At 67.3% G+C, this 21,008-nt stretch carries 18 protein-coding genes; 8 read left to right on the top strand and 10 right to left on the bottom strand.

All coding sequences use genetic code 11. From position 1 onward, the window contains the following. Positions 1 to 125: 125 nt before the first annotated feature. Both AC1DZY_RS02615 and AC1DZY_RS02620 read left to right on the top strand, forming a co-directional pair. Complete coding sequence (locus tag AC1DZY_RS02615) at positions 126 to 782, top strand: tetratricopeptide repeat protein (protein ID WP_476818494.1); 657 nt, start codon at positions 126 to 128, stop codon at positions 780 to 782. A 46-nt stretch (positions 783 to 828) separates the two neighbouring features. Next, on the top strand, positions 829 to 1,803 hold the full coding sequence (locus AC1DZY_RS02620; protein ID WP_476818495.1) for an alpha/beta fold hydrolase: 975 nt from the start codon (positions 829 to 831) through the stop codon (positions 1,801 to 1,803). A 19-nt stretch (positions 1,804 to 1,822) separates the two neighbouring features. Here AC1DZY_RS02620 and pyk read toward each other — a convergent pair whose 3' ends face one another. From pyk to AC1DZY_RS02635, 3 genes are read right to left on the bottom strand one after another with little or no spacing between them, the layout of a single operon-like run. After that, positions 1,823 to 3,262, bottom strand: a complete 1,440-nt coding sequence (pyk, locus tag AC1DZY_RS02625) for a pyruvate kinase (RefSeq protein ID WP_476818496.1) — start codon at positions 3,260 to 3,262, stop codon at positions 1,823 to 1,825. A 14-nt stretch (positions 3,263 to 3,276) separates the two neighbouring features. Then, complete coding sequence (locus AC1DZY_RS02630) at positions 3,277 to 3,720, bottom strand: DUF1036 domain-containing protein (protein WP_476818788.1); 444 nt, start codon at positions 3,718 to 3,720, stop codon at positions 3,277 to 3,279. A gap of 2 nt (positions 3,721 to 3,722) precedes the next feature. Beyond that, the gene (locus tag AC1DZY_RS02635) at positions 3,723 to 4,979 is read right to left on the bottom strand and encodes a glycerate kinase type-2 family protein (RefSeq protein ID WP_476818497.1); all 1,257 of its coding nucleotides are present in this window, start codon (positions 4,977 to 4,979) and stop codon (positions 3,723 to 3,725) included. 175 nt (positions 4,980 to 5,154) lie between these two features. Here AC1DZY_RS02635 and AC1DZY_RS02640 point away from each other — a divergent pair, with 175 nt between their 5' ends. Further along, complete coding sequence (locus AC1DZY_RS02640; protein ID WP_476818498.1) at positions 5,155 to 5,940, top strand: N-formylglutamate amidohydrolase; 786 nt, start codon at positions 5,155 to 5,157, stop codon at positions 5,938 to 5,940. Between the two features lie 116 nt (positions 5,941 to 6,056). Next, entirely contained in the window at positions 6,057 to 6,299 is a 243-nt protein-coding gene (locus tag AC1DZY_RS02645) for a DUF2312 domain-containing protein (RefSeq protein ID WP_476818499.1), read from the top strand. 158 nt (positions 6,300 to 6,457) lie between these two features. On the opposite strand, the gene corA is transcribed toward AC1DZY_RS02645, so the two are convergent. Then, a complete protein-coding gene (gene corA / locus AC1DZY_RS02650) occupies positions 6,458 to 7,516 on the bottom strand; it encodes a magnesium/cobalt transporter CorA (RefSeq protein ID WP_476818500.1) in 1,059 nt (352 codons plus the stop codon). A 175-nt stretch (positions 7,517 to 7,691) separates the two neighbouring features. On the opposite strand from corA, the gene AC1DZY_RS02655 reads away from it, so the two are divergent. Further along, positions 7,692 to 8,306 (top strand): glutathione S-transferase family protein, encoded by a 615-nt coding sequence (locus AC1DZY_RS02655; RefSeq protein WP_476818501.1) that lies wholly within the window; start codon positions 7,692 to 7,694, stop codon positions 8,304 to 8,306. 181 nt (positions 8,307 to 8,487) lie between these two features. Here the strand turns inward: AC1DZY_RS02655 and AC1DZY_RS02660 are convergent, their stop codons facing one another. The 3 genes from AC1DZY_RS02660 to AC1DZY_RS02670 form a co-directional block, all read right to left on the bottom strand. Then, on the bottom strand, positions 8,488 to 10,281 hold the full coding sequence (locus AC1DZY_RS02660) for a peptidoglycan L,D-endopeptidase MepK (protein ID WP_476818502.1): 1,794 nt from the start codon (positions 10,279 to 10,281) through the stop codon (positions 8,488 to 8,490). A 266-nt stretch (positions 10,282 to 10,547) separates the two neighbouring features. Next, positions 10,548 to 12,557 (bottom strand): L,D-transpeptidase family protein, encoded by a 2,010-nt coding sequence (locus AC1DZY_RS02665; RefSeq protein WP_476818503.1) that lies wholly within the window; start codon positions 12,555 to 12,557, stop codon positions 10,548 to 10,550. A gap of 110 nt (positions 12,558 to 12,667) precedes the next feature. Next, positions 12,668 to 14,161 (bottom strand): sigma-54-dependent transcriptional regulator, encoded by a 1,494-nt coding sequence (locus AC1DZY_RS02670; protein WP_476818504.1) that lies wholly within the window; start codon positions 14,159 to 14,161, stop codon positions 12,668 to 12,670. Positions 14,162 to 14,372: 211 nt separating this feature from the next. Between AC1DZY_RS02670 and AC1DZY_RS02675 the strand changes: the two genes are divergently transcribed. Beyond that, the gene (locus AC1DZY_RS02675) at positions 14,373 to 16,220 is read left to right on the top strand and encodes a M3 family oligoendopeptidase (protein ID WP_476818505.1); all 1,848 of its coding nucleotides are present in this window, start codon (positions 14,373 to 14,375) and stop codon (positions 16,218 to 16,220) included. 48 nt (positions 16,221 to 16,268) lie between these two features. On the opposite strand, the gene AC1DZY_RS02680 is transcribed toward AC1DZY_RS02675, so the two are convergent. Then, the gene (locus AC1DZY_RS02680) at positions 16,269 to 17,792 is read right to left on the bottom strand and encodes an outer membrane beta-barrel protein (RefSeq protein ID WP_476818506.1); all 1,524 of its coding nucleotides are present in this window, start codon (positions 17,790 to 17,792) and stop codon (positions 16,269 to 16,271) included. Between the two features lie 184 nt (positions 17,793 to 17,976). Here AC1DZY_RS02680 and AC1DZY_RS02685 point away from each other — a divergent pair, with 184 nt between their 5' ends. Together AC1DZY_RS02685 and AC1DZY_RS02690 are read left to right on the top strand one after the other, a co-directional pair. Next, positions 17,977 to 18,210, top strand: coding sequence for a hypothetical protein (locus AC1DZY_RS02685; RefSeq protein ID WP_476818507.1), 234 nt, complete (start codon positions 17,977 to 17,979; stop codon positions 18,208 to 18,210). Positions 18,211 to 18,282: 72 nt separating this feature from the next. After that, on the top strand, positions 18,283 to 19,257 hold the full coding sequence (locus AC1DZY_RS02690; protein ID WP_476818508.1) for a KpsF/GutQ family sugar-phosphate isomerase: 975 nt from the start codon (positions 18,283 to 18,285) through the stop codon (positions 19,255 to 19,257). A 9-nt stretch (positions 19,258 to 19,266) separates the two neighbouring features. On the opposite strand, the gene AC1DZY_RS02695 is transcribed toward AC1DZY_RS02690, so the two are convergent. Together AC1DZY_RS02695 and serA are read right to left on the bottom strand one after the other, a co-directional pair. Beyond that, a complete protein-coding gene (locus AC1DZY_RS02695) occupies positions 19,267 to 19,602 on the bottom strand; it encodes a hypothetical protein (RefSeq protein ID WP_476818509.1) in 336 nt (111 codons plus the stop codon). Between the two features lie 4 nt (positions 19,603 to 19,606). Next, positions 19,607 to 20,863: a phosphoglycerate dehydrogenase gene (gene serA / locus AC1DZY_RS02700; protein WP_476818510.1), complete on the bottom strand. Its 1,257-nt coding sequence runs from the start codon at positions 20,861 to 20,863 to the stop codon at positions 19,607 to 19,609. Positions 20,864 to 21,008 lie beyond the last annotated feature (145 nt).

A 21,008-nucleotide genomic window follows, 5' to 3' on the forward strand; every position in this document is an offset into this window, starting at 1 on the left:
GCGCCTCCCTCTGCCACGGTTGGACGTATCATGGCGGGGCGCCCAGGGGCGCACCCGCTTTTTTGCGTTGTGGGTTCGCTCTCCCGTGAATTGACGTGGTGCGGCGCATCATGACACTCTGCGGTATGATGATCCCTCGCACGCTCCCGATCGTCCTCGCTCTGGCGCTGACCGCCGGCATCCCGCTCGGCTCGACCATCGCCGGCGCGCAGCAGACGCCGCAGCAGCACCCGGGCGCAGTCGCCCCCGCCGACAAGGACGACAATCCGGCCGCCGCCGCGCCTGCTCCGTCGCGCACGCCAGCCGCCACGCTGAACCGGCTTTTCGAGCGACTCTCCGCAGCCAAGACGCCCGAAGAAGCCAAGGGCATCGCCAGCCTGATCCAGCGCCGCTGGGCGCGCTCGGGCTCCGACACCGCCGACCTGTTGATGACGCGCGCCCAGACGGCCTTGCGCGACAAGCAGATCGAACTCGCGATCGAACTGCTCGACCGCGTGATCTCGCTCGAGCCCGACTGGGCAGAGGGTTGGAACCAGCGCGCCAACGCGCTGTTCATCGCCGGCGACCCGATTCGCTCCATGCTTGATATCGGCGAGGCGCTCAAACGGGAACCGCGCCATTATGGCGCGATGATGGGGCTGGGCACGATCCTGCGCCAGCAGGGCGACGAGAAGCACGCCATGGTGGCCTATCGCAGGGCTCTGACGATCTATCCGCAGATGGAAGCGATCAAGGACGCCGTCCAGTCGCTGGCAGCGGAGGTCGACGGCCGCGACGCCTGAACCGGCTCGCCGGCTCCGCACGAAACCAAACCGGGCGCAGCGACGTATGCCGACCATGCTGATCCGCGCCCTTCTGATTCTTCTCGTCCTCGCAGCCGCAGCCCTCATTCTCCGAACCGAATGGATCGCCGCCGAGGCTGCCCGGCTTCATCCGCCAAAAGGCACCTTTCTGGCGATGCCAGGGGGGCGCTTGCACTATGTCGAGCGCAAGCCTGCCGGCGAAGCGCGCGGCACTGTGGTGCTGGTCCATGGCGCATCCTCGGACCATGCCGACCTGCTCGCGACGCTTGGGCCCGAACTCGGCCATTACCGCGTGATCGCGCTCGACCGGCCGGGACAGGGCTGGAGCGACCGCATGGAGGGGTCGGCCATGGCCGATCCCGGGCGACAGGCAGCCGTGCTATTGCAGGCGCTCGACCAGATCGCGCCGGAGCGCTTCGTGCTCGTCGCCCACTCGCTGGCCGGGGCCTTGTCGGCGCGCATCGCGCTCGACCGGCCAGAGCGGCTCTACGGTCTCGTTCTGCTGGGCGGCGTCACTCATCCCTGGCCCGGCGGCATCGACTGGTACCACCACCCGACATCCTGGCCGCTGATCGGGCCGGTCTTCACGCGCCTCGTCGCCCTGCCGGCCGCGAGCTTTCTGCTCGAAGACGGCGCGAAAAGCGTCTTTGCGCCGCGCCCGGCTCCGCCTGGCTATATCGAGACCGGCGACATCAGATTGTTGCTGCGTCCTTCGGCGTTCCAGGCGAATTCGCAGGACATCGCCGCGACCTACGATTTCGTCACGGCGCAGGTGCCGCGCTATCGCGGGCTGAAAGTACCGGTCGTGGCGATCACGGGAGACAGTGACGCGATCGTCTCGCCGATGATCCACTCCGCCGCGATCGCGCGCGAGGCTCCGATGGGCAAATTCGTACTCCTGCCCGGCGTCGGCCACATGCCCCACCATGCCGCGCCCGAGATCGTGATCGAGGCGATCGACCAGATGGTCGGGCCGAAATCGGGGCTGGCAAGGAACTGACCGGCGCCCCGGGGGCTCGTCACGCCTTCTCGACATGCTCTTTGGTGATGAAGGCGATGCGGACCATGTTGGTCGCGCCCGGCGTTCCGAAGGGGACGCCCGCCACCACGATGATGCGGTCGCCGATCCTGGCGAAATCCTCGCGCACCGCGAATTTGYAGGCGCGGAAGGCCATGTCGTCGATGTCGCTGGCGTCCTTGGTCACGACCGAATGCACGCCCCAGACCAGCGTCAGGCGGCGCGCCGTGGCGCGGTTGGGCGTCAGCGCGATCACGGTCGAGTTCGGCCGCTCGCGGGCGAGCCGCAGCGCCGTCGAGCCCGACGAGGTCCAGGCGGCGATGGCCTTGAGGTTCAGCGTGTCGGCGATCTCATGGGCGGCCTTGGCGATGGCGTCAGCCCCGGTCGCTTCGGGCTCGGCCCGCTGCGCTTCGAGGATCGAGCGATAGATCGTTTCGCTTTCGACCTCCTCGGCGATGCGATTCATCATCGTCACCGCCTCGATCGGATAATCGCCCGCCGCGCTCTCGGCCGAGAGCATGACGGCGTCGGCCCCCTCGAACACGGCGGTCGCCACGTCGGAGACCTCGGCCCGCGTCGGCACGGGCGCGGTGATCATGCTCTCGAGCATCTGCGTTGCAACGACGACGGGCTTGCCCATGCGCCGGCACATCCGGGTGATGCGCTTTTGCGTGCCCGGCACCTTTTCCAGCGGCATCTCGACGCCAAGATCGCCGCGCGCGACCATGATCGCGTCCGACGCCTCGATGATCTCCTCCAGCCGCAGCAGCGCCTGCGGCTTCTCGATCTTGGCCAGCGCCAGCGCCCGGCCGCGCACGATCTTGCGCAGGTCGGCCATGTCCTCGGGCCGTTGCACGAAGGAGAGCGCAATCCAGTCGACGCCGGCTTCGGCCGCCGCTTCCGCGTCCGAACGGTCCTTGTCGGTCATTGCCGAGACCGGGATCGTGGTGTCGGGCAGGCTGACGCCCTTGCGCGACGACAGCCGCCCGGCGATCGTCACTCTGGTCACGGCCTGCGTCGGCGTCGCCTTCTCGACCACGAGGCGAATCTTGCCGTCGTCGAGGATCAGGTTATGGCCGGGCTCCAGCGCGCTTAGAATCTCCGGATGGGGCAGGTGCACGCGCTTGACCGTGCCGGGCGCGGTGTCGGAATCGAGCGTGAACTTCGCGCCCTTTTCCAGCATCACCCCGCCATCGCCGCCGAACTGGCCGACACGCAGCTTGGGGCCCTGAAGATCGGCCAGGATGCCGACCGGCCGACGGAACTTCGCCTCCAGCGAGCGCAGCATCGTGATCTTCTCGGGCAGCGTCTCGCGCTGGGTGTGGCTCATATTGATGCGGAAGACGTCGACGCCCGCCTCGAAAAGTTTGGCGCACATTTCCACGGTCGAGGATGCGGGCCCCAGCGTCGCGATGATCTTGATCCGGCGTTCGCGCTTCATTGCGTCTTTATCCTTCAGGGCCGCGGCGGCGCGGCGCCGGTGGGGTCGGTCAACTGGATCGTCCAGCTCTTTTGTTCGCCGGTGTCGACCTCGAAGAAGCCGGCACGGTCGAAGCCGCGCGCCAGGCAGTCCTCGATGCCGCGAATCGTGAATTCCTTGTTGCGCGTGCACATGGTGGATTTGCCCGTCCACTCGCCGCCCTTGTCGTAGTCGAGGGCGTGCACATAATAAAATCGCGCCGCAAGCGTTCCCCGCAGCAATGTCTCGCAACCGCGCGGGCTCAAGTTCCACCAGCCCTCGGTGATCCAGCCCTGCGCGTCGCGATAGCCGATCGAGACGCCGATGCGGCTGCCGGTGGTATTGCACATGCGCAGATCGGCCCATGCCGGCGCGGAAAAGCCGGCAAGGCCAGCCGCCAGCAGCATGAGACGAAGCAGGGATTGGTCGATTCGGGGCATGGTCACGGGTCGATCAGGATCACGCGGCAATCATTCACATTGGTCAAGGTCGGCCCTGTCCGCAGCAGGTCTCCGAGGGGCTCGAAGAACCCTGTCGAATCGTTGTCGGCCAGGCTTTGGGCGGGAGCGAGGCCAAGTGCGGTCGCCCGCGCCAGCGTCGTGGGATCGACCAGCGCGCCGGCCGGGTCGGTCGCCTCGCCGCCGCCGCCATCCGTCCCGTCGGTATCGCCAGACAGCGCGACGATATCGGTCTCGCCTTTCAGCGCGATTGCGAGCGCCAGCGCATATTCCTGGTTCGGCCCGCCCCTGCCCTTGCCACGCAGGGTCACGGTGAGTTCTCCCCCTGAGAGGATCGCCACGCGACGACCCTCGGTTTTGAACCGCAAGGCGAGCGCCGCGTGGGCGGAGGCGACGTTTCGCGCCTCGCCCTCGCAATCGGCGCCGAGATCATGGACCGCAAAGCCGGCAGCCTCGGCTGCCTGGCGCGCAGCCACGATCGCGTCGGCCGGGCGGGCGATGATGCGAAACGCGCTGTTTGCGAAAGCAGGGTCGCCCGGCTTGGGCGTCTCGCTGGCGTCGTCGTCGATCAGCGCCTGCGCCGCCGGCGGCAGGACAAGTCCGTAGCGTGTCACGATGGCGCGCGCCTGCGCCATCGTCGTTGGATCGGGAACGGTCGGTCCCGAGGCGATGGCGGTCGGTTCGTCGCCGGGCACATCGGAGATCGCCAGCGTCAGCAGCCGGGCCGGCGCGGCGGCAAGCGCGAGCCGGCCGCCCTTGATGCGCGAGAGGCGCTTGCGGACGATGTTCATCTCGCCGATCGGCGCGCCCGAGCGCAGCAGCGCCTTGTTGACGGCCTGCTTCTCGGCGAGCGTCAGGGCGCCAGCCGGCGCGACCCAATTCGCCGAACCGCCGCCCGAAAGCAGCACCAGCACGAGATCGTCGGCGGTTGCCGAGGCCGCCAGTTCCAGCGCCTTCGCCGCACTGTCGATACTGCCCTGGTCGGGCACCGGATGGCCGGCCGCGACCATCGGGATATGACGCGTCCTCGTCTCATAGCCATGGCGCGCCACGGCGTGGCCGACGAGCCGCTCCGCCGGAAAGCCTGAATCGAGATAATGCGCCTCGGCCAGCGCCGTCATCGAACCGGCGGCCTTTCCGGCGGCGAGCAGGATCAGGCGGCCAACCGCAGGCGCTGCCGGCAGATGCGTAGGCAGGCAGCCGGCGGGATGGGCGCGTGCGACGGCGGCATCGAAAATCATGCGCGCGACGACGCGAAGGTCTGCCCTGTCCTGCGTCCTCGCCTGCACCGCCGCCCCGCTTTCCGCCCGAACGCCCTGTCGATTTCATCGACTTTCGTTGCTGATTCTTTTAAGTCGCGGCTGGGCGGACGTCATCAGGCTTTTGCCGATATAGTCATACTTTTCGAGGCGTCGCATGCGATCGGATTTCGCGGCCAGCGTGCCCACGGCAGAACGTCTGCCGGGCGAGGTCGAGGTTATTCAAGGCGACCCCAGGACCGGGATGCTGCTGCTCTGCGACCATGCCTCGAATGCGATCCCGCCCGAACTTGCGTCGCTGGGCCTGCCGCCGGCCCAACTCGAACGCCACATCGCCTACGATATCGGCGCCGCCGAGATGACGCGCGCCATGGCCCGGGCGCTTGGCGCGCCCGCCGTGCTGAGCAACTTCTCGCGCCTGCTGATCGACCCCAATCGCGGCCTCGACGACCCGACGCTGGTGATGCGGCTTTCGGATGGCGCGATCGTTCCCGGCAACCGCCATATCGATGCAGATGGCGTCGCCGAACGCGTGGCGCGCTACTACAAGCCCTATGACGTCGCCATCGACGCTGCGGTCGAGGCCGCCCTGACGGCGGGCCACCCACCCGCGATCGTCTCGCTGCATTCCTTCACGCCATTCTGGAAAGGCGTCGCCCGGCCCTGGCATATCGGCGTGCTCTGGGACCATGACGGCGTATTGTCGAAGCTGCTGATCGCCGCGCTGCAGACGCAAGTTGATCTGATCGTCGGCGACAACGAGCCCTATTCCGGTGGATTGCCGGGCGACACGATCGACCGACACGCCACGCGCCGGGGCCTGCCCGACACGCTGATCGAGGTCCGGCAGGATCTGATCGCAAGCGATGCGACGGCGCGCGACTGGGGCGTCAGGCTGGCCGATGTCCTGCCGGGCTGTCTGGAAGCGCTGCGGGCGAGGTGAGACATCGCGGCTGTTGAGAGACCGCCCTCGCCTTCTCTGCGCGGCTTGACGCCGGCCCCCGCCCGATGCGAACCCTCCGGTCAAATCTCGCAACGACCCGCCTGAAGGACATGACCATGGAAGATCCGGTTGCTGGCGATCAGCTGAAGAGCATCGTCGAGCGCATCGAGCGCCTCGAGGAAGAGAAGAAGACCATCTCCGACGACATCAAGGAGGTCTATGCCGAGGCCAAGGGCAATGGCTACGACGTCAAGGTGCTCAGAAAGGTCATCGCCATCCGCAAGCGCGACGCCAATGAGCGCCGCGAGGAAGAGGCGATCCTCGACCTCTATCTGCAGGCGGTCGGCGAGAGCGCCTGAGCCCGACGAATCCTGACGAAGAAAAACCGCGTCATCCCGGACAAGCGGCGCAGCAGCGCAAATCCGGGGTTCATCGCAAGGCGCCGTCGTGCTCTGTGATCGATCCCGGCGCTTCGGCCAGGATGACGCGGTCTACCCGCCAATCGATGGCGCCGGCTTCAAAGCCAGCCATTCTTCCGGAAGCGCCAGTACAGCACCGCGCAGGATGCCACGATCACCGTCAGCACGGTGTGATAGCCGAACTGCAGCTCCAGCTCCGGCATGTTCTTGAAATTCATGCCGTAGATGCCGGCGACCGCCGTCGGCACGGCGAGAATCGCCGCCCATGACGCGAGCCGCTTGGTGATCGCGTTTTCCTGGCTCTGTCCGATGAGCAGGCTCGCCTCGAAGGCGAAGGCGAGCACTTCGCGCAGGCTGTCGATCTTTTCCTGCACCGTGCGGACATGGTCGGTGACATCGCGGAACATCGGCGCCAGTGTCGGCCTGACCTGCGGGACATTCGCATTGGTCAGGCGCTGGCAGACATCGACCAGCGGCGCCACCGCGTTGCGCAGGCGCAGGAGATCGCGGCGCAGCATGTAGAGCCGCTCGATGTCGTCGCGCGTCATCGGCTGGGCCAGCACCTTGTCCTCGAATTCCTCGACCTCGTTATGGACCGCCTCCAGCACCGGCATGTAGTTGTCGACGATGAAATCAAGGATCGCGTAGAGGATGAAATCCTCGCCCTTGGCGAGCGAGGTCGGGCAGGTCTCCCAGTGCTGGCGCACCGCCTTGTATGAGGTCGAGGCGCCATGGCGCACACTGACGATATAGCCCTGGCCGACGAAGATATGCGTCTCGCCGAAGGCGATCCGCTTCTCCAGCATCTGCGCGGTTCGCGCCACGACGAAAAGCGCGTCGCCATACTGTTCGAGCTTGGGGCGCTGATGGGCGTTGGTCGCGTCCTCGACCGCCAGCGGATGCAGGTTGAACTGCTTCTGGACGCAGTGCAGCAGATCGGCGCCGGGGTCGAGCAGGCCGATCCAGACGACATGCCCGTCCTTGCGGGCCCATTCCCCTGCCTCTTCGACCGGAATATCGGCGATGCGCACGCCATGCGCATAGACGCTGGAGGCGACGACACCCGCCTCATGCGCATGGCCATGCTCGGCAAGCGACGCAGGGACGGTGTGACCAGATCCGACCGTGCGGGCAGGACTGAATTCGGCGACAGACATGGCGACACCCTGTCGACAAGACGACACTGGCAGGCAGGCTAGACCGTTTGCCGGAGCGGGCGAAGCAAATCTTTGCGCTCCATCACACCGCGTGATGCGTGAAATCACCCGAATTCGCGTGGCAATCCGCATCCGTGCCGGCACTCTCTCGGCATGTTTTGATCGGGAGAACGACATGCTGCTCGTGGGAATGCTGGACAGCCCCTATGTCCGCCGCGCCGCCGTCACAGGCACATTGCTCGGCCTCGACTTCGAGCATCGCTCGGTCTCGGTGTTTCGCCATATGGACGCCTTCGCGGCGATCAATCCGCTGATCAAGGCGCCCACGCTCGTCACGGACGACGGCACGGTCGTCACCGACTCGACCCTGATCATCCAGCATTTCGAGGATGTCGCCGGGCGCTCGCTACGCCCCACCGAGGCTGGAGCGCGCGCCCGAGACCTCTCGCTGACCGGCATCGGCATCGTCGCCGCCGACAAGGCGGTCGCGATCGAATATGAGCGCAAGCGCCCCGAGCCCCAGCGCTACGCACCCTGGCAGGAGCGTATCGTCACCCAACTTCATACCGCGCTCGACCTCCTCGACGAAGCAGCCCTGGGTGGCGAAATTGCAGCGGGGCCGAACCTGCGGCCGGGCGACATCGCAGCCACGATCGCCTGGGGCTTCTGCCGCTTCGTCATCCCCGACCATGCGCCACCCGAACGCTGGCCGGCGCTGGCGGCCCATGCCGCCGCCTGCGAGGCGCGCGACGTCTTCAAACACTGGCCGATCGATCGCGAAAAGCCGTAGGAGGCCAAATCAACGCAATGTGGATGATCGCCGACACGACGCCGTCATCCTGGACAAGCGGCGCAGCCGCGCAGATCCGGGATCCATCGTAAGGCGCCGTCAGCAGTCTATGATGGATTCCGGCGCTCCGCTTCGCTACGGCCAGGATGACGAGGCGTTTCCGAGCGCAGACGAAGCAGGTTTAATTCTGGACGAAGTTCGTCGGCAGCGGCCTGATCGCCGGCCCGGTGAACGAGCCGGTCTTGGCGTCGCTGGGCTCGGCATGGCTGAAGCCGAGCGACGCGGCGGGGCCAGGCGCCTGGATCGGCGCGCCGAAGCCTGCCGGCGCGGCGCGCGCCCGCGCTGTCGCGACGGTGACGGCCCGGCCGTCGGGAGCCGCGCTACGCGTCACGGCCGCGAAGAGCGAATCGAGACCGGAGCGGTCGGCATCGTATTGCGCGACGATCGGCGTATCGGGATTGGGCGGGCTCGATACATGCCGGCTGGCAGCCACTGGGGCCGGCGCAGGCGCAGCCGGCCCGGCGCGCGGCACGGAGGCGAGCGAGAAGCCCTCAAAGTGCGGCCTGCCGGGAGGCAGCGGATGAGTGACGGTGACAAGCTTGCCCTCGGGCCTCGCCAGGGGCGCAACCGTCGCATCTGTGCCGCTGCGCAGATCCGCAAGCGCGAGATTGGCCAGCGCGACCGGGCGCGCGGGTGGGATCGGCGCATTGACCGGCTTGCCCGCGGCCAAAATCTCAGGCTTGCCGACGATGACGGTTTCGATCAGTGCCGCCATCTGGTCGGGCCGGCGCGGCGGCAGCGAAGCCAGCACGAGCCTGTCTGCCGGGCCTAGCCCCGGCTGCGGCGCGAAGGCGAGCGCCCCGCCGGTGCCGGGCAGAGCCGCGATCTGGGTCGCGGGCGACGCATCGGCGGGGATGCTCAGCCCACGCGGACGGGCCAGTGGCAATGGCGCATCGATCAGCCTCGGCCGCTTGTCCTCGGGCGGCGGCGGGGGCGGAGGTGGTGGCGGGGCCGCAGCGAGCGCTGCGACCTGCGTCTCCTGCGGCTCGATGATCTTGGGCGCCAGCCGCTCGGAGCGGCCACGCAACACGCTGCGCACGGCAGGCTCCGGCACGGGCTGCGGCACGGCGGCCGCGAAACGGCCGCCATCATTGGAATTGCTGTCGTCGCGGGCGTAGCCCGCATAGGCCATGACGGTCGGCTGCGGCTTGGCCGGCCCGGACCGGCCGCGCGTCGGGCGCGCATCGGCCTCCTCGTCGTCGCCGCCAAACAGCGACGCCCACAGGCTCTTGCGGCCAGACGAGATCACCGCGCCCTCGTCGAGCTCGGCGGAGGCGAAGCCGGCGACGGAACCACCGCGCGCCAGCACATCCGCCTTGGCCAGCTCATAGCCGGCCAGCGGCTGCCCGTCGGCCGGCAGATGTACGGTCTTCTCGTCCGGGAACAGCCGCACCAGCTGGTCGCGCGTCATGCGCGGCCAGGAGCGGACCGAACCGGCGTCGAGATGCACGAAGGGGGTGTGCGCGCCGGGATAGAAACCGACCCCGCCGCGCTGGAGCCGCATCCCGGCCTCGCGGATCTTCACGGTCGGCGTATCCGGCAGATAGAAATCCATCGCCTTGCCGAGCATGTGCTGGCTGTTCTTGGCGACGGCGCGCGAACGCCGCCGCAGCATCGAGTTGGTGCCAGGCGAGCGGTAGGCCGAGACGACGTGGAACGGCTCTTCCGAACCGACCTCGCGCTGGACCTCCCAGGCGAGATCGAACAGGCGCGGATCCATCCGGATCGGCTCGTCGATGCGCCAGTCGCGCAGCGCCCAGTTCAGCTTGTCGAGGGCCTCGGAGACATAGCGGCCGTCACGCTTGAAGGTGACGGTGGTGTCTTCCTTGGTGTGCATGTGGCGGATGGTGATGGTGCGGGTGTCGCCATTGGCGACGGCGTCCTGCGTGCCGCGTATGCCGACGAGCGTCGCCACGGCAGCAACGCCCAGCGCCAGAAGCCGGCGAAGTCCGGACGTCCTGCGGAAAGACGACCCGTCCGGACGCGTGGCGATCGACCTGCCCAATCTGCTTGACCCGTCTCGATGTTCGCCTGAAACGGCGCGATGAACGTGAACGAACAGTTGCGGAGAAGCGTTAACGACTCGTTATCAGGCACGCAATCGGCATGCCATGATTTAAGTCCGCATTGTTTCGCTAGCGGCCGATCATGGCGAAAACGCGCCCGTCAGAGCGCGCCGCCTCAGCCGCGCGGCTCAAGCGCCTGCCGCACCAGCCTGTGGAACCCGTAGAGATCCTCGAAGATCGTCAGGCTGCCATCGGCCTCGACGACATGGGTATTGTAGACGAGATGGATCGCCAGCGGCTGCGGCAGGTTGATCCGGCGCTCGCCCGAGCCGATCAGCTTCTTCAGCCGCTCATGCGACCATTCCGGCCCCAGCACCTGATCGGCCAGCGCAAACGGGTTCTCGACGCGCACGCAGCCATGGCTGAACGAGCGCCGCTCGCTGGCGAAGAGGCGGCGATTGGGCGTGTCGTGCAGATAGACCGCATGATCATTGGGAAACATGAACTTGATCCAGCCGAGCGCGTTGCGCTCGCCCGGCGGCTGGCGCACCGAAATGTTGTTGCCATGCCGCGTCACCACATAGCCGCGCTTGGCGGCGTATTCGGGATCGGCCGCGAGCCCCGGCAGGAACTCCTTCTTCAGGATCGAGGGCGGCACGTTCCATGACGGATTGACGATGACGTGATCCATCTTGTGCGAAAAGATCGGCGTTGCCGTGTCGGGCTTGCCGACGATCGCACGGGTCTGGTGCACCACCTTGCCGTCGCGGATCACCCGGACGAGGAACTCCGGCACGTTGACGAAGATATGGTTCTCGCCGAGATCGGGCGGCAGCCAGCGCCAGCGCTCCATTTGCGCGATGACGTCCTGTTCGCCGCGCGCCGAGGCCGGCGTGCCTAGCGCTGCGAGCGTCCGCTCGCTGAGCACGCCATTGGCCGGAAGCCCGGCCTTCTTCTGGAAATCGGCCAGCGCCAGCGCGGTCGAGCGGTCGAAGACGGGCTCCTCCGCCGGGCCGAGACCCAGCCGCGCCCGAACCAGCGGGACGCGATCGTCGCGCATGCCGAGCTTCAGCGCCGGCCCGGCTGGGATGCGGACCAGCGGCGTGTCGTCGAGATGACCGCGCAGTTCCACGAGCTTGGCCTTGAGGCGGCGATAGCCTTCATGGGGCGGATTATAGGCGGAGAGCGCCGCGCCGGGATCAGGCACCGCCGTCAGTTCGGACAAAACTTCGGTGGCCGAGGGCAGATAGAGCGTCGGCGTGATCAGCTTGGAGAGGCGGCGCGGGTCGATCCGGCCGCCGCGCGCATCGCGGGCATAGAGCACGGCCAGCGCCGACAGGCGCACATCCGCCTCGGCCAGGCTGCCCTTGTCGCTCGCCTCGAACACCGGCAGCGCATAGTCGGTCGGCCTCAGACCGTCTTCACCGGCGCGGCCCAGTTGGGCGACGAGACGGCTCGCAGCATCGCTCCAGCCCCGTCCGTCGATCCAGAACGGCTTGTTCTGGTTGGCCTGATAGGCGGCGATGATCTCGTTGCGCTCACGCTCGGCGAGCCGTGGCAGCGCCAGACCTTCCGCGGTGCGGCTCGCAACCTCGGCCGCGAGATCGGAACCCGGCGGCAACGCAACCACCACGCCTGGCAGGTCCGGCGGCGGAATCACGACAGTGTCGGGCGCGGCCGAGCGCACCGGCTCGGTCAGGGGCGCCTGCGCGGGCTCGACGTGCCGCCTGAGCACCGGCACCAGCGCGGGATCGGCCGGCGGCACCTCGACATCGGGGATTTCGAGCAGGACCGGGCGATCGTCGACGCCCTGGGTGGCCGGCGAAACCGGCGGTGCTTCCAGCGTCGCAAGACCGCCTTGCGGCCGGGCGGACGGCGCGACCGTTCCCGTCACCATGCCCGGCTCCGGGGCCTCGATCGACGGTTCGAGCCTGACGATGACATCGGGCAGCGCCGGGGGCGCGATCCTGTCAGGCGTGTCGCCGTCCAGAATCACCAGCGCCGGCTGCTCCGGCAGCGCGATGCCGAGCAGCGGATCGGTCCCGGCGACGGCCTGAACGGCCGCATCGGATTCGGCAGGCATCGACTGGGGCAAGCCCTGCGCGCAGGCGGCGCCGACGCCGAGCGCCAGAGCGAAAGTCAGAGCGGAGGCCGAAGCCAACCCCGCCCAATGGCGACGACGCATGGTCGCTATCCCCGATTTTCGCCAAATCAGCGCCATTCCTGCGTGACTCGGCCGGTTTCGACAAGATGCGGCGGTGCAACAACCCCCGCTATTCACGAGCTTCTGGCGGTCTACGCCGCGTCGGAGCCTTCGGAGGCGGGTTCGTTCTCGATCAGCCCGTAATCCTTGAGCTTGCGGTAGAGCGTCGAGCGACCGATGCCGAGCTTGCGCGAGACCTCCGACATGTGGCCGCGATAATGCGCCAGCGCGAAGGTGATGATCTCACGTTCGAGATCGTCGAGCTTGCGCATGTCCGAGCCGGCGACGAGATCCAGCGAATTGGGATCGCGCACCGGCATCTGGATGATGCGCGGCGTGTCGTTGCGCGGCTCCTGCCGGGCGAACGAGGCCGGCACCGGCGGGATGCGGACGTCGAAGCCTTCCATCTGCGCCGCGATCTGCGGGAACTCGGCCACGGTGAGTTCATCGCCATCAGCCAGCACGACGGCGCGGAACATCGCATTCTCGAGCTGGCGGACATTGCCCGGCCAGTCGTAATCGGCGATCAGCGACAAAGCCTCGGCCGCGATGCCGCGCAGCTTCTTGCCTTCCTCGGCAGCGAAACGCGCGACGAAACCCCGCGCCAGATCGGCGATGTCCTCGCGGCGCTGGCGCAGCGGCGGCAGCGTGATCGGGAAGACGTTGAGGCGATAGTAGAGGTCCTCGCGGAATTCGCCCGCCTTGACCTGGTCGAGCAGGCTCTTGTTCGTCGCCGAGATGATGCGGATGTCGACCCGCACCGACTTCTTGCCGCCGACGGGGTCGACCTCGCTTTCCTGAATCGCGCGCAGCAGCTTGACCTGTGCGTCGAGCGGCAATTCGCCGACCTCGTCGAGGAAGAGCGTGCCGCCATTGGCCTCGACGAACTTGCCGATATGGCGTTCGGTCGCGCCGGTGAACGAGCCCTTCTCATGGCCGAACAGGATGGATTCGACGAGGTTGTGCGGGATCGCGCCGCAGTTCACCGTAACGAAGGGCTTGCCCTTGCGGTCGCTGGAGCCCTGGATCGCGCGCGCCAGCACCTCCTTGCCGACGCCCGATTCGCCCTCGACCAGGATCGGGATGTTGGATTTTGCCGCGCGTTCGGCCAACCGCACCACGCGCGCCATATCCGGGCTCTTGGTGGCGAGGTCGCGGAAGCCGAGCGTGCCGGTGACGCGGCGCTTGATGTGGCGCAGTTCATGTTCGAGCGCGCCCAGCTTCAACGCGTTCTTCAGCGAAATCTGCAGCCGCTCGGCCCCGACCGGCTTGACCACGAAATCGACCGCGCCGGCGCGCATCGCCGAGACCACGGTCTCGATCGAGCCATGCGCCGTCTGCACGATCACCGGCGTCTCTATGCTGCGCTCGCGCAGGGCAGCCAGCACGCCCATGCCGTCGAGATCGGGCATCACGAGATCGAGAACCACGGCATCGAACTTCTCGCCGTCACCATGTCCAAGCAGGTTGAGCGCCTGATCGCCGCTCTCGACGGTGACCACGTCATAGCCGAATCGCTTCAGCATGGCGTCGAGCAGGCGGCGCTGGACGGGATCGTCATCGACGACGAGAACGGTGGAAGTCATGAAACCTCGAAGGCCAGGCAGTCAAAAGCGGAGATTGCGCAACGGAATCGGCTGTTCCGTTCTGGGGCATCCTCGGCCAGAACGGTTAAGCGGCGCTTAAGCGCCACAGCGGGCGGCAAACCGATCGGCCGCGACCGTGCAACATTGATCGGCGGCGTCTCTCCACGCATATGAGTAGCGGGCCGCTCAGGGCCGACGAGGTGTTCCAGAGATGAATGTCGCCATCACAGGCACGATCGCTCGCGCCAGGGCCGCAGACAGCGCCGCGACGACGGCCAAAGCGCTCGGCCCGCTGCCGCAATGGGACCTGACCCATCTCTATCCGGCGATGGATTCGCCCGAATTTGCAGCCGATCTCGCCCGTGCGCTGACCGAATCGCAGCGCTTCGCGGCGCTCTATCGCGGCAAGCTCGCGGCACTCGCCGAGCGGCAGGATGCGAGCACCGTGCTGGCCGAGGCCGTGAAGTCTTATGAGGTGCTCAGCGACCTGCTCGGCCGCATTGGCGCCTATGCCGGCCTCGTCTATTCCGGCGATACGACTGACCCGCAGCGCGCCAAATTCTATGGCGACACCCAGGACCGTGTGAACGCGGCCGTGACCGAACTGCTGTTCTTCGAGCTGGAACTGAACCGGATCGACCCCGTCATCATGGATCCGCTCGCAAGGCAGGCGCCGCTCTCGCACTGGCAGCCCTGGCTCGACGATCTCGCCAAGGACAAGCCGCATCAGCTTGAGGACCGTATCGAGGCCCTCTTCCACGAGAAGTCGATGACCGGCCACGCCGCCTGGAACCGGCTCTTCGACGAAACCATCGCCTCGCTGCGCTTCGAGATCAGCGGCGAGGAGCTGACGCTGGAACTGACCCTGAACAAGCTGCAGGACGCCGACGGCGCCGTCCGCAAGGCCGCGGCCGAAGCTTTGGGCCAGGTATTTCGCAGCCATCTCCGCACCTTCGCGCTGATCACCAACACGCTCGCCAAGGACAAGGAGATCTCCGACCGCTGGCGCAAATTCGAGGACGTCGCCGATTCGCGCCACCTCGCCAACCGCGTCGAGCGCGAGGTCGTTGACGCCCTCGTGTCCGCCGTGCGCGAGGCCTACCCACGCCTGTCGCATCGCTACTACAAGCTGAAGGCCCGATGGTTCGGCCGTGAGCAGCTCGATTTCTGGGACCGCAACGCGCCGCTGCCGCAAGTCGAGCAGCGCACCATACCCTGGGCCGAGGCGCGCGACACGGTGCTCGACGCCTACAATGCGTTCTCGCCCGAAATGGCCGGCATCGCACGGCGCTTCTTCGACGAACAGTGGATCGACGCCCCTGCCCGCCCCGGCAAGGCGCCGGGCGCCTTCGCGCATCCGACGGTGCCGTCAGCGCACCCCTATGTGCTGGTCAACTACCAGGGCAAGCCGCGCGACGTGATGACGCTCGCCCATGAGCTCGGCCATGGCGTCCATCAGGTGCTGGCCGCGCCCAATGGCGCGCTGATGGCGCCGACGCCGCTGACTTTGGCCGAGACCGCCAGCGTCTTCGGCGAGATGCTGACCTTCCGCCGCCTGCTCGACGGCACGAATGACCAAAAGCAGCGCAAGGCGATGCTCGCCGCCAAGGTCGAGGACATGATCAACACGGTCGTGCGCCAGATCGCGTTCTACTCCTTCGAGCGCAAGGTCCACGAAGCCCGTAAATCAGGCGAGCTGACGGCGGAAAACCTCTGCGAACTCTGGATGAGCGTACAGGCCGAGAGCCTCGGCCCCGCGATCAGGCTCGGACCGGGCTACGAGCCGTTCTGGTGCTACATCCCGCACTTCATCCATTCGCCGTTCTACGTTTACGCCTACGCCTTCGGCGACTGCCTGGTGAACTCGCTCTACGGCGTCTACCAGAACTCGGCCGAGGGTTTTCAGGAGCGCTATTTCGCTTTGCTCTCGGCGGGTGGCACCAAGCACCATTCCGAGCTGCTGGCGCCCTTTGGGCTCGACGCGCGCGACCCGGCCTTCTGGCAGATCGGGCTCAAGATGATCGAGGGCATGATCATCGAACTGGAAGGGATGGAGTGACGCCTCACGTCATGGTCGGGCTTGACCCGACCGTGACGGCATTGCCTCTCAGAACTGCATTCTGAGCCCGACCAACGCGACATTGGCGGTGTAGTCCGCTCCCTGCGCCGTCGAGTTGAGCCGCTCATGGGTGAAGCTCGCGCGCACCGAGAAGGTCCGGGTCAGCTTGTATTCCAGCCTCGCGCCGATGCTGGAGAAATCCTCGCGCAGGCCCTGTCCGTCATATTCCGTGCGGCCGAAGCTGGCGACGCCGGTCAGGATCAGGTTGCGGCGCAGCGCATGCGCGACCTCCAGCGAAACACGCCGCGCCGTGGTGCCGCTGGAGCCGGCGATCGTGGTGTCGCCGAGTTCGGAGGTGCCGCGCAGCGTCACTGTCGTCAGCGGCGTCGGCGACCACAGGATCGCGGCGTCGCCGACGAGCCCGCGCAGGTTCTTCAGCCGGTCGTCGTCATAGGCGCGGTCCTGATAGCCGACCGAGACCTCGCCGGTGACCTGGCGGCTCAGCTCGATGGTCGAGCCGACGCGGCCGGTGAGGCCGTTCGAGGACCGTTGAAAGCCCGACGAATCGAAGGACTGGTCGAACTGGCGGGTGTCAATCTCGCCCTGCACGAAGGGCTTGATGCCGGGCGTCAGCTCATAGGCGGCGCGCAGTCGCAGGCCGTATTGGGTCTGGTTGCGGTCCTTCTGGCTCAGCGTCGCGCCGCTGGTCAGTTTCGCGTCCTCGTAGTCGCTGCGATCGACCGAGCCGCGGAGCGTCAGCTGCAGCCGGTTGATGTCATGGGTCACGCCGGCGGACGCGCCGTATTGATAGACCAGCGGACGGCCGGTGACGGAGGCGTTGAGATCGGGCGATCCTGGCCGCTGGGTGTCGAGATTGACCCGGCTTTCGAGCAGGATGCGAGTGTCGCGCGTAGCATCGAGCCGCAGATCGAGCGTACCGGCGGCATCAGGGCGCGAGGCGCTGCTGTCGCGGAAATATTCGCTGTAGCCGCCCTTCAGCGTGCCCTTGAGCTCATGGACGTTCCAGTCCGACTGGACGCCGAGTTCTCCTTCATGGCGGCTGAACCCCGAGCCGTTGCGCGTCGGTCCGCTGACGCGCTGCGGATTGGTGTCGTAGCCGATCGAGTTTGTGATGGCGGGCTTCAGCACGACGCTGCCGAGCCGCAGGCCCAGCGGCGCATAGGCGTCCTCTTCCGCCGCGACACGGCGACGGCGCTGCGGGGGCGGCTCCGTGATCGGCGGCACACCGCTGACCACCGGCTGCGGCGCGCGGAACTGGCGCTGGGTGACGCCGCGCGTATTGCGGGCCTGCACGGGCCGGCTGGCGCGCGGCGGCGCCTTGCGCGAAACGATCGATGTCTGGTTCTGGATCAGCGCGCCCGGCTCGGGCACGCCGTTGGGCGAAGCCGCGACGTTTGCAGCGGCTGCCGGTGTCTCCTGCGCGACATAGCTCGGCGTGCCCGTGCGCAACCCTGCCCCACGCGTCTGCTGCGCAAAGGCTGCCGTCGCGCCCAGCACGAGGCAGGCCGCGGCGACACCGGACGTAAGCAGGATCGGGACGCAGCGGGACACGCGGAAGCCAGGCTCCAGGCAAGAGCAGACCCACCGACATGGCGGGCATGGTTAACGGAGTTAGAACGAAGAGGGTTAAGGAGCCGTCAATGCGGGAACGGCTGGCTGCCTGCCCTGGCGTCTCGCGCTGCCGAATTGCGCTGCGTCCGGTCATGCATCATCATAAGAACACCGGAGCGCTGAAATGGCGAAGTGGCTTATCCTGGCTGGCGGCGTATTTCTGTTTTTCAACGGCATCATGGCGCGGACATACGGCTATGCCAGCCCTGCCAGATACTGCTGGCAGATGGATTATATCGGGCTCCATAGCTGCTTCGCGAGTCCGACTGGGCCTCAGCTCGTGGTGTGGGGAACGACCCTGCTCGGCGCAGCCCTGATCGCCGGCAGTTTTCTCCACGGCAGGCGCAAACCTCGTTGAGCGCCGTGACGGCGCTAAGGCACGGCGTCCGACAGTGGCAAAGACGGCCGGGCTCGTGCTAGAGCCCCGCTCATGACGGCCGACATCCGCGCTTCGGCGCTCCGCACCATCGCCACCGAGCGCTCCGGCCTCGACATCCTGCACGACGCGCTTGCCGACGGGCTGGGCCAGCCCTTCGCGGCGGCCGTCGAGCTGATCCGCATGGCGAGCGGCCGCGTCGTCGTCACCGGGATGGGCAAATCCGGCCATGTCGGGCGCAAGATCGCGGCAACCCTGGCCTCGACCGGCACGCCGGCGCATTTCGTCCATGCCGCCGAGGCGAGCCATGGCGATCTCGGCATGGTCCAGCCCGACGACGTCGTCATCGCCCTGTCCTGGTCGGGCGAGACGGCCGAGCTTGCGGCTATCGTCGCCCACACCCGCCGCTTCCGCGTCGGACTGATCGCCCTGACCTCCAATGCCGACAGCGCGCTCGGGCGCGAGGCCGACATCGCGCTCGTCCTACCGAAGGCGACCGAGGCCTGCCCCAATGGCCTTGCCCCGACCACCTCGACGACGATGCAGATGGCGTTGGGCGATGCGCTTGCCGTCGCGCTGCTGGAAGCGCGCGGTTTCTCGCCGCAGGATTTCTTCGTCTACCACCCCGGCGGCAAGCTCGGCGCCCAGCTCAAGACCGTCGCGAGCATCATGCACCGCGATGACGCCCTGCCTCGCGTCGGTCTCGACGCCGGCGTCGCCGATGTCGTGGCGATGATCTCGGCCAAGGGTTTCGGCTGCGCCATCGTCATCGATCCCGATGGCAGGCTCGCCGGCGTCGTCACCGATGGCGATTTGCGCCGCAAGCTCACCGCCGGCAACGTCACCGCCCGGCGCGCCCGCGACATCATGAGCCCCAATCCCCGCCGCATCGCGCCCGACGCGCTGGCGGTCGAGGCGCTGGAACTGGTCAACCGCCTGCGCATCACCGCCCTGATCGTGGCGGACGCCGACGATCGCCCGGTCGGGCTGGTGCATGTCCACGATCTGCTGAGATTGGGCGTCGCCTGAACGGCTCGCCTATTTCCGGCAGGCGAACGGCAGGAAGGTGCTCGCCGTGCCCGCATTCATCGCCGCGACGACCATAATGTTGGCGAGTTCGAGCTCCTCGGCCGAGCGCGGGCAGACATCGGCCCTGGCCGTGCAGCCCGATGCGAGGAAAGCTGCATGGCTGTCGAGGAAAGGCTGCCCCAACCCCCGCGTGCCGCGCCGTGCCAGCGCCTCGCCCCACGCTTTGCTATAGCGGGCGCACTTCACCTCGGGCCAGCTCGGCGACTGGCTTTCCTGTGCGGCGACAGCGCCGGCAGCGCTCAGCAATGCCAGCACTACCATCGCGATCCGGCAAACGCCGATCACCGCCTCACGCCTTCTGATACAGGAGCCGCGCCCGGATCGTGCCGTCGAGCGCCCGGATCTCGCGCAGGATGTCGACCGCGTCCGTGCCGATGCTGTCGGCCTCCATCACGACATAGCCGATCTCGCCATCGGTCTGGTAGTTCTGCGCGGAGATGTTGACGTGCCGGTTGGCGAAAACGTCGTTCAGTCGCCGCAGCATGCCCGGCACGTTGCGCTGGACATGGATGAAGCGCGTGCCGGCGGGCCGCGGCGTCAGCTGGACCTGCGGGAAATTCACCGCGCCGACAGTCGAGCCGACATCGGAATAGTCGATCAGCTTGCGCGAGACTTCGGCTCCGATGCGCTCCTGCGCCTCTTCCGTCGAGCCGCCGATATGAGGCGTCAGGATCACGTTCTGCAGGCCCTGCAGCGGCGAGACGAAGCGCTCGGCGTTCGAGGCCGGCTCGACCGGGAAGACGTCGAAGGCCGCGCCCGCCAGATGGCCCGAACGCAACGCGGCGGCGGCAGCCTCGAGATCGACCACCGTGCCGCGTGAATTGTTGATGAGATAGGCCCCCGGCCGCATCATCGCGATCTCCTCGGCGCCGATCATGCCCGCCGTCGCCGCCGTTTCCGGGACGTGCAGCGAGACGATGTCGGAAAAGCCGAGCAGGTCGCCGAGGCTGTCGACCGGCTCGGTGTTGCCATGGCGCAATTTGTCGGTCTGGTCGAAATAGACCACCCGCATGCCCATCGCCTCGGCCAGCGTCGAAAGCTGGCTGCCGATATTGCCATAGCCGACGATGCCCAAAATCTTGCCGCGCACCTCGAAGGCGCCGTCGGCGGATTTGTCCCAGCCGCCGGTATGGGCCGCGCGCGACCGGTCGGTGATCCGGCGCAGCAGCATCACGATCTCGCCGATGGTGAGTTCGGCGACGCTGCGCGTATTCGAGAACGGCGCGTTGAACACCGGCACGCCGCGCATCCGCGCCGCTTCCAGATCGACCTGGTTGGTGCCGACCGAAAAGCAGCCGACCGCGAAGAGCCGGCTCGCATGGGCGAAGACCGCGTCGGTCAGTTGCGTGCGCGAGCGGATGCCTAGCACATGCACGCCCTCGACGGCCTTGAGCAGCGCCTCATGGTCGAGCGCCTTGGGCAGCCGGACCATGTTGGTGTAGCCGGCCTGGACCATAAGGTCGGCGGCGGAATCGTTGATGCCTTCGAGCAGCAGGACCTTGATGCGGTCCTTCGACAGGGACAGGCGGGCGTCGGGGTTTTTCATGGGTCGATCAGGCTGGCGGCGGAGCGTTCGCTATAGACCCGCCACGTCACGACACAACCGGATTTTGGTGGTTGGAGGACATCACGGCCGTCTTTCCGGACAAGCCGCGTAGCGGCGCCGATCCGGAATGACGGCGCTCCCACCG

This window comes from Allobosea sp. P2_A10, from assembly GCF_056405115.1.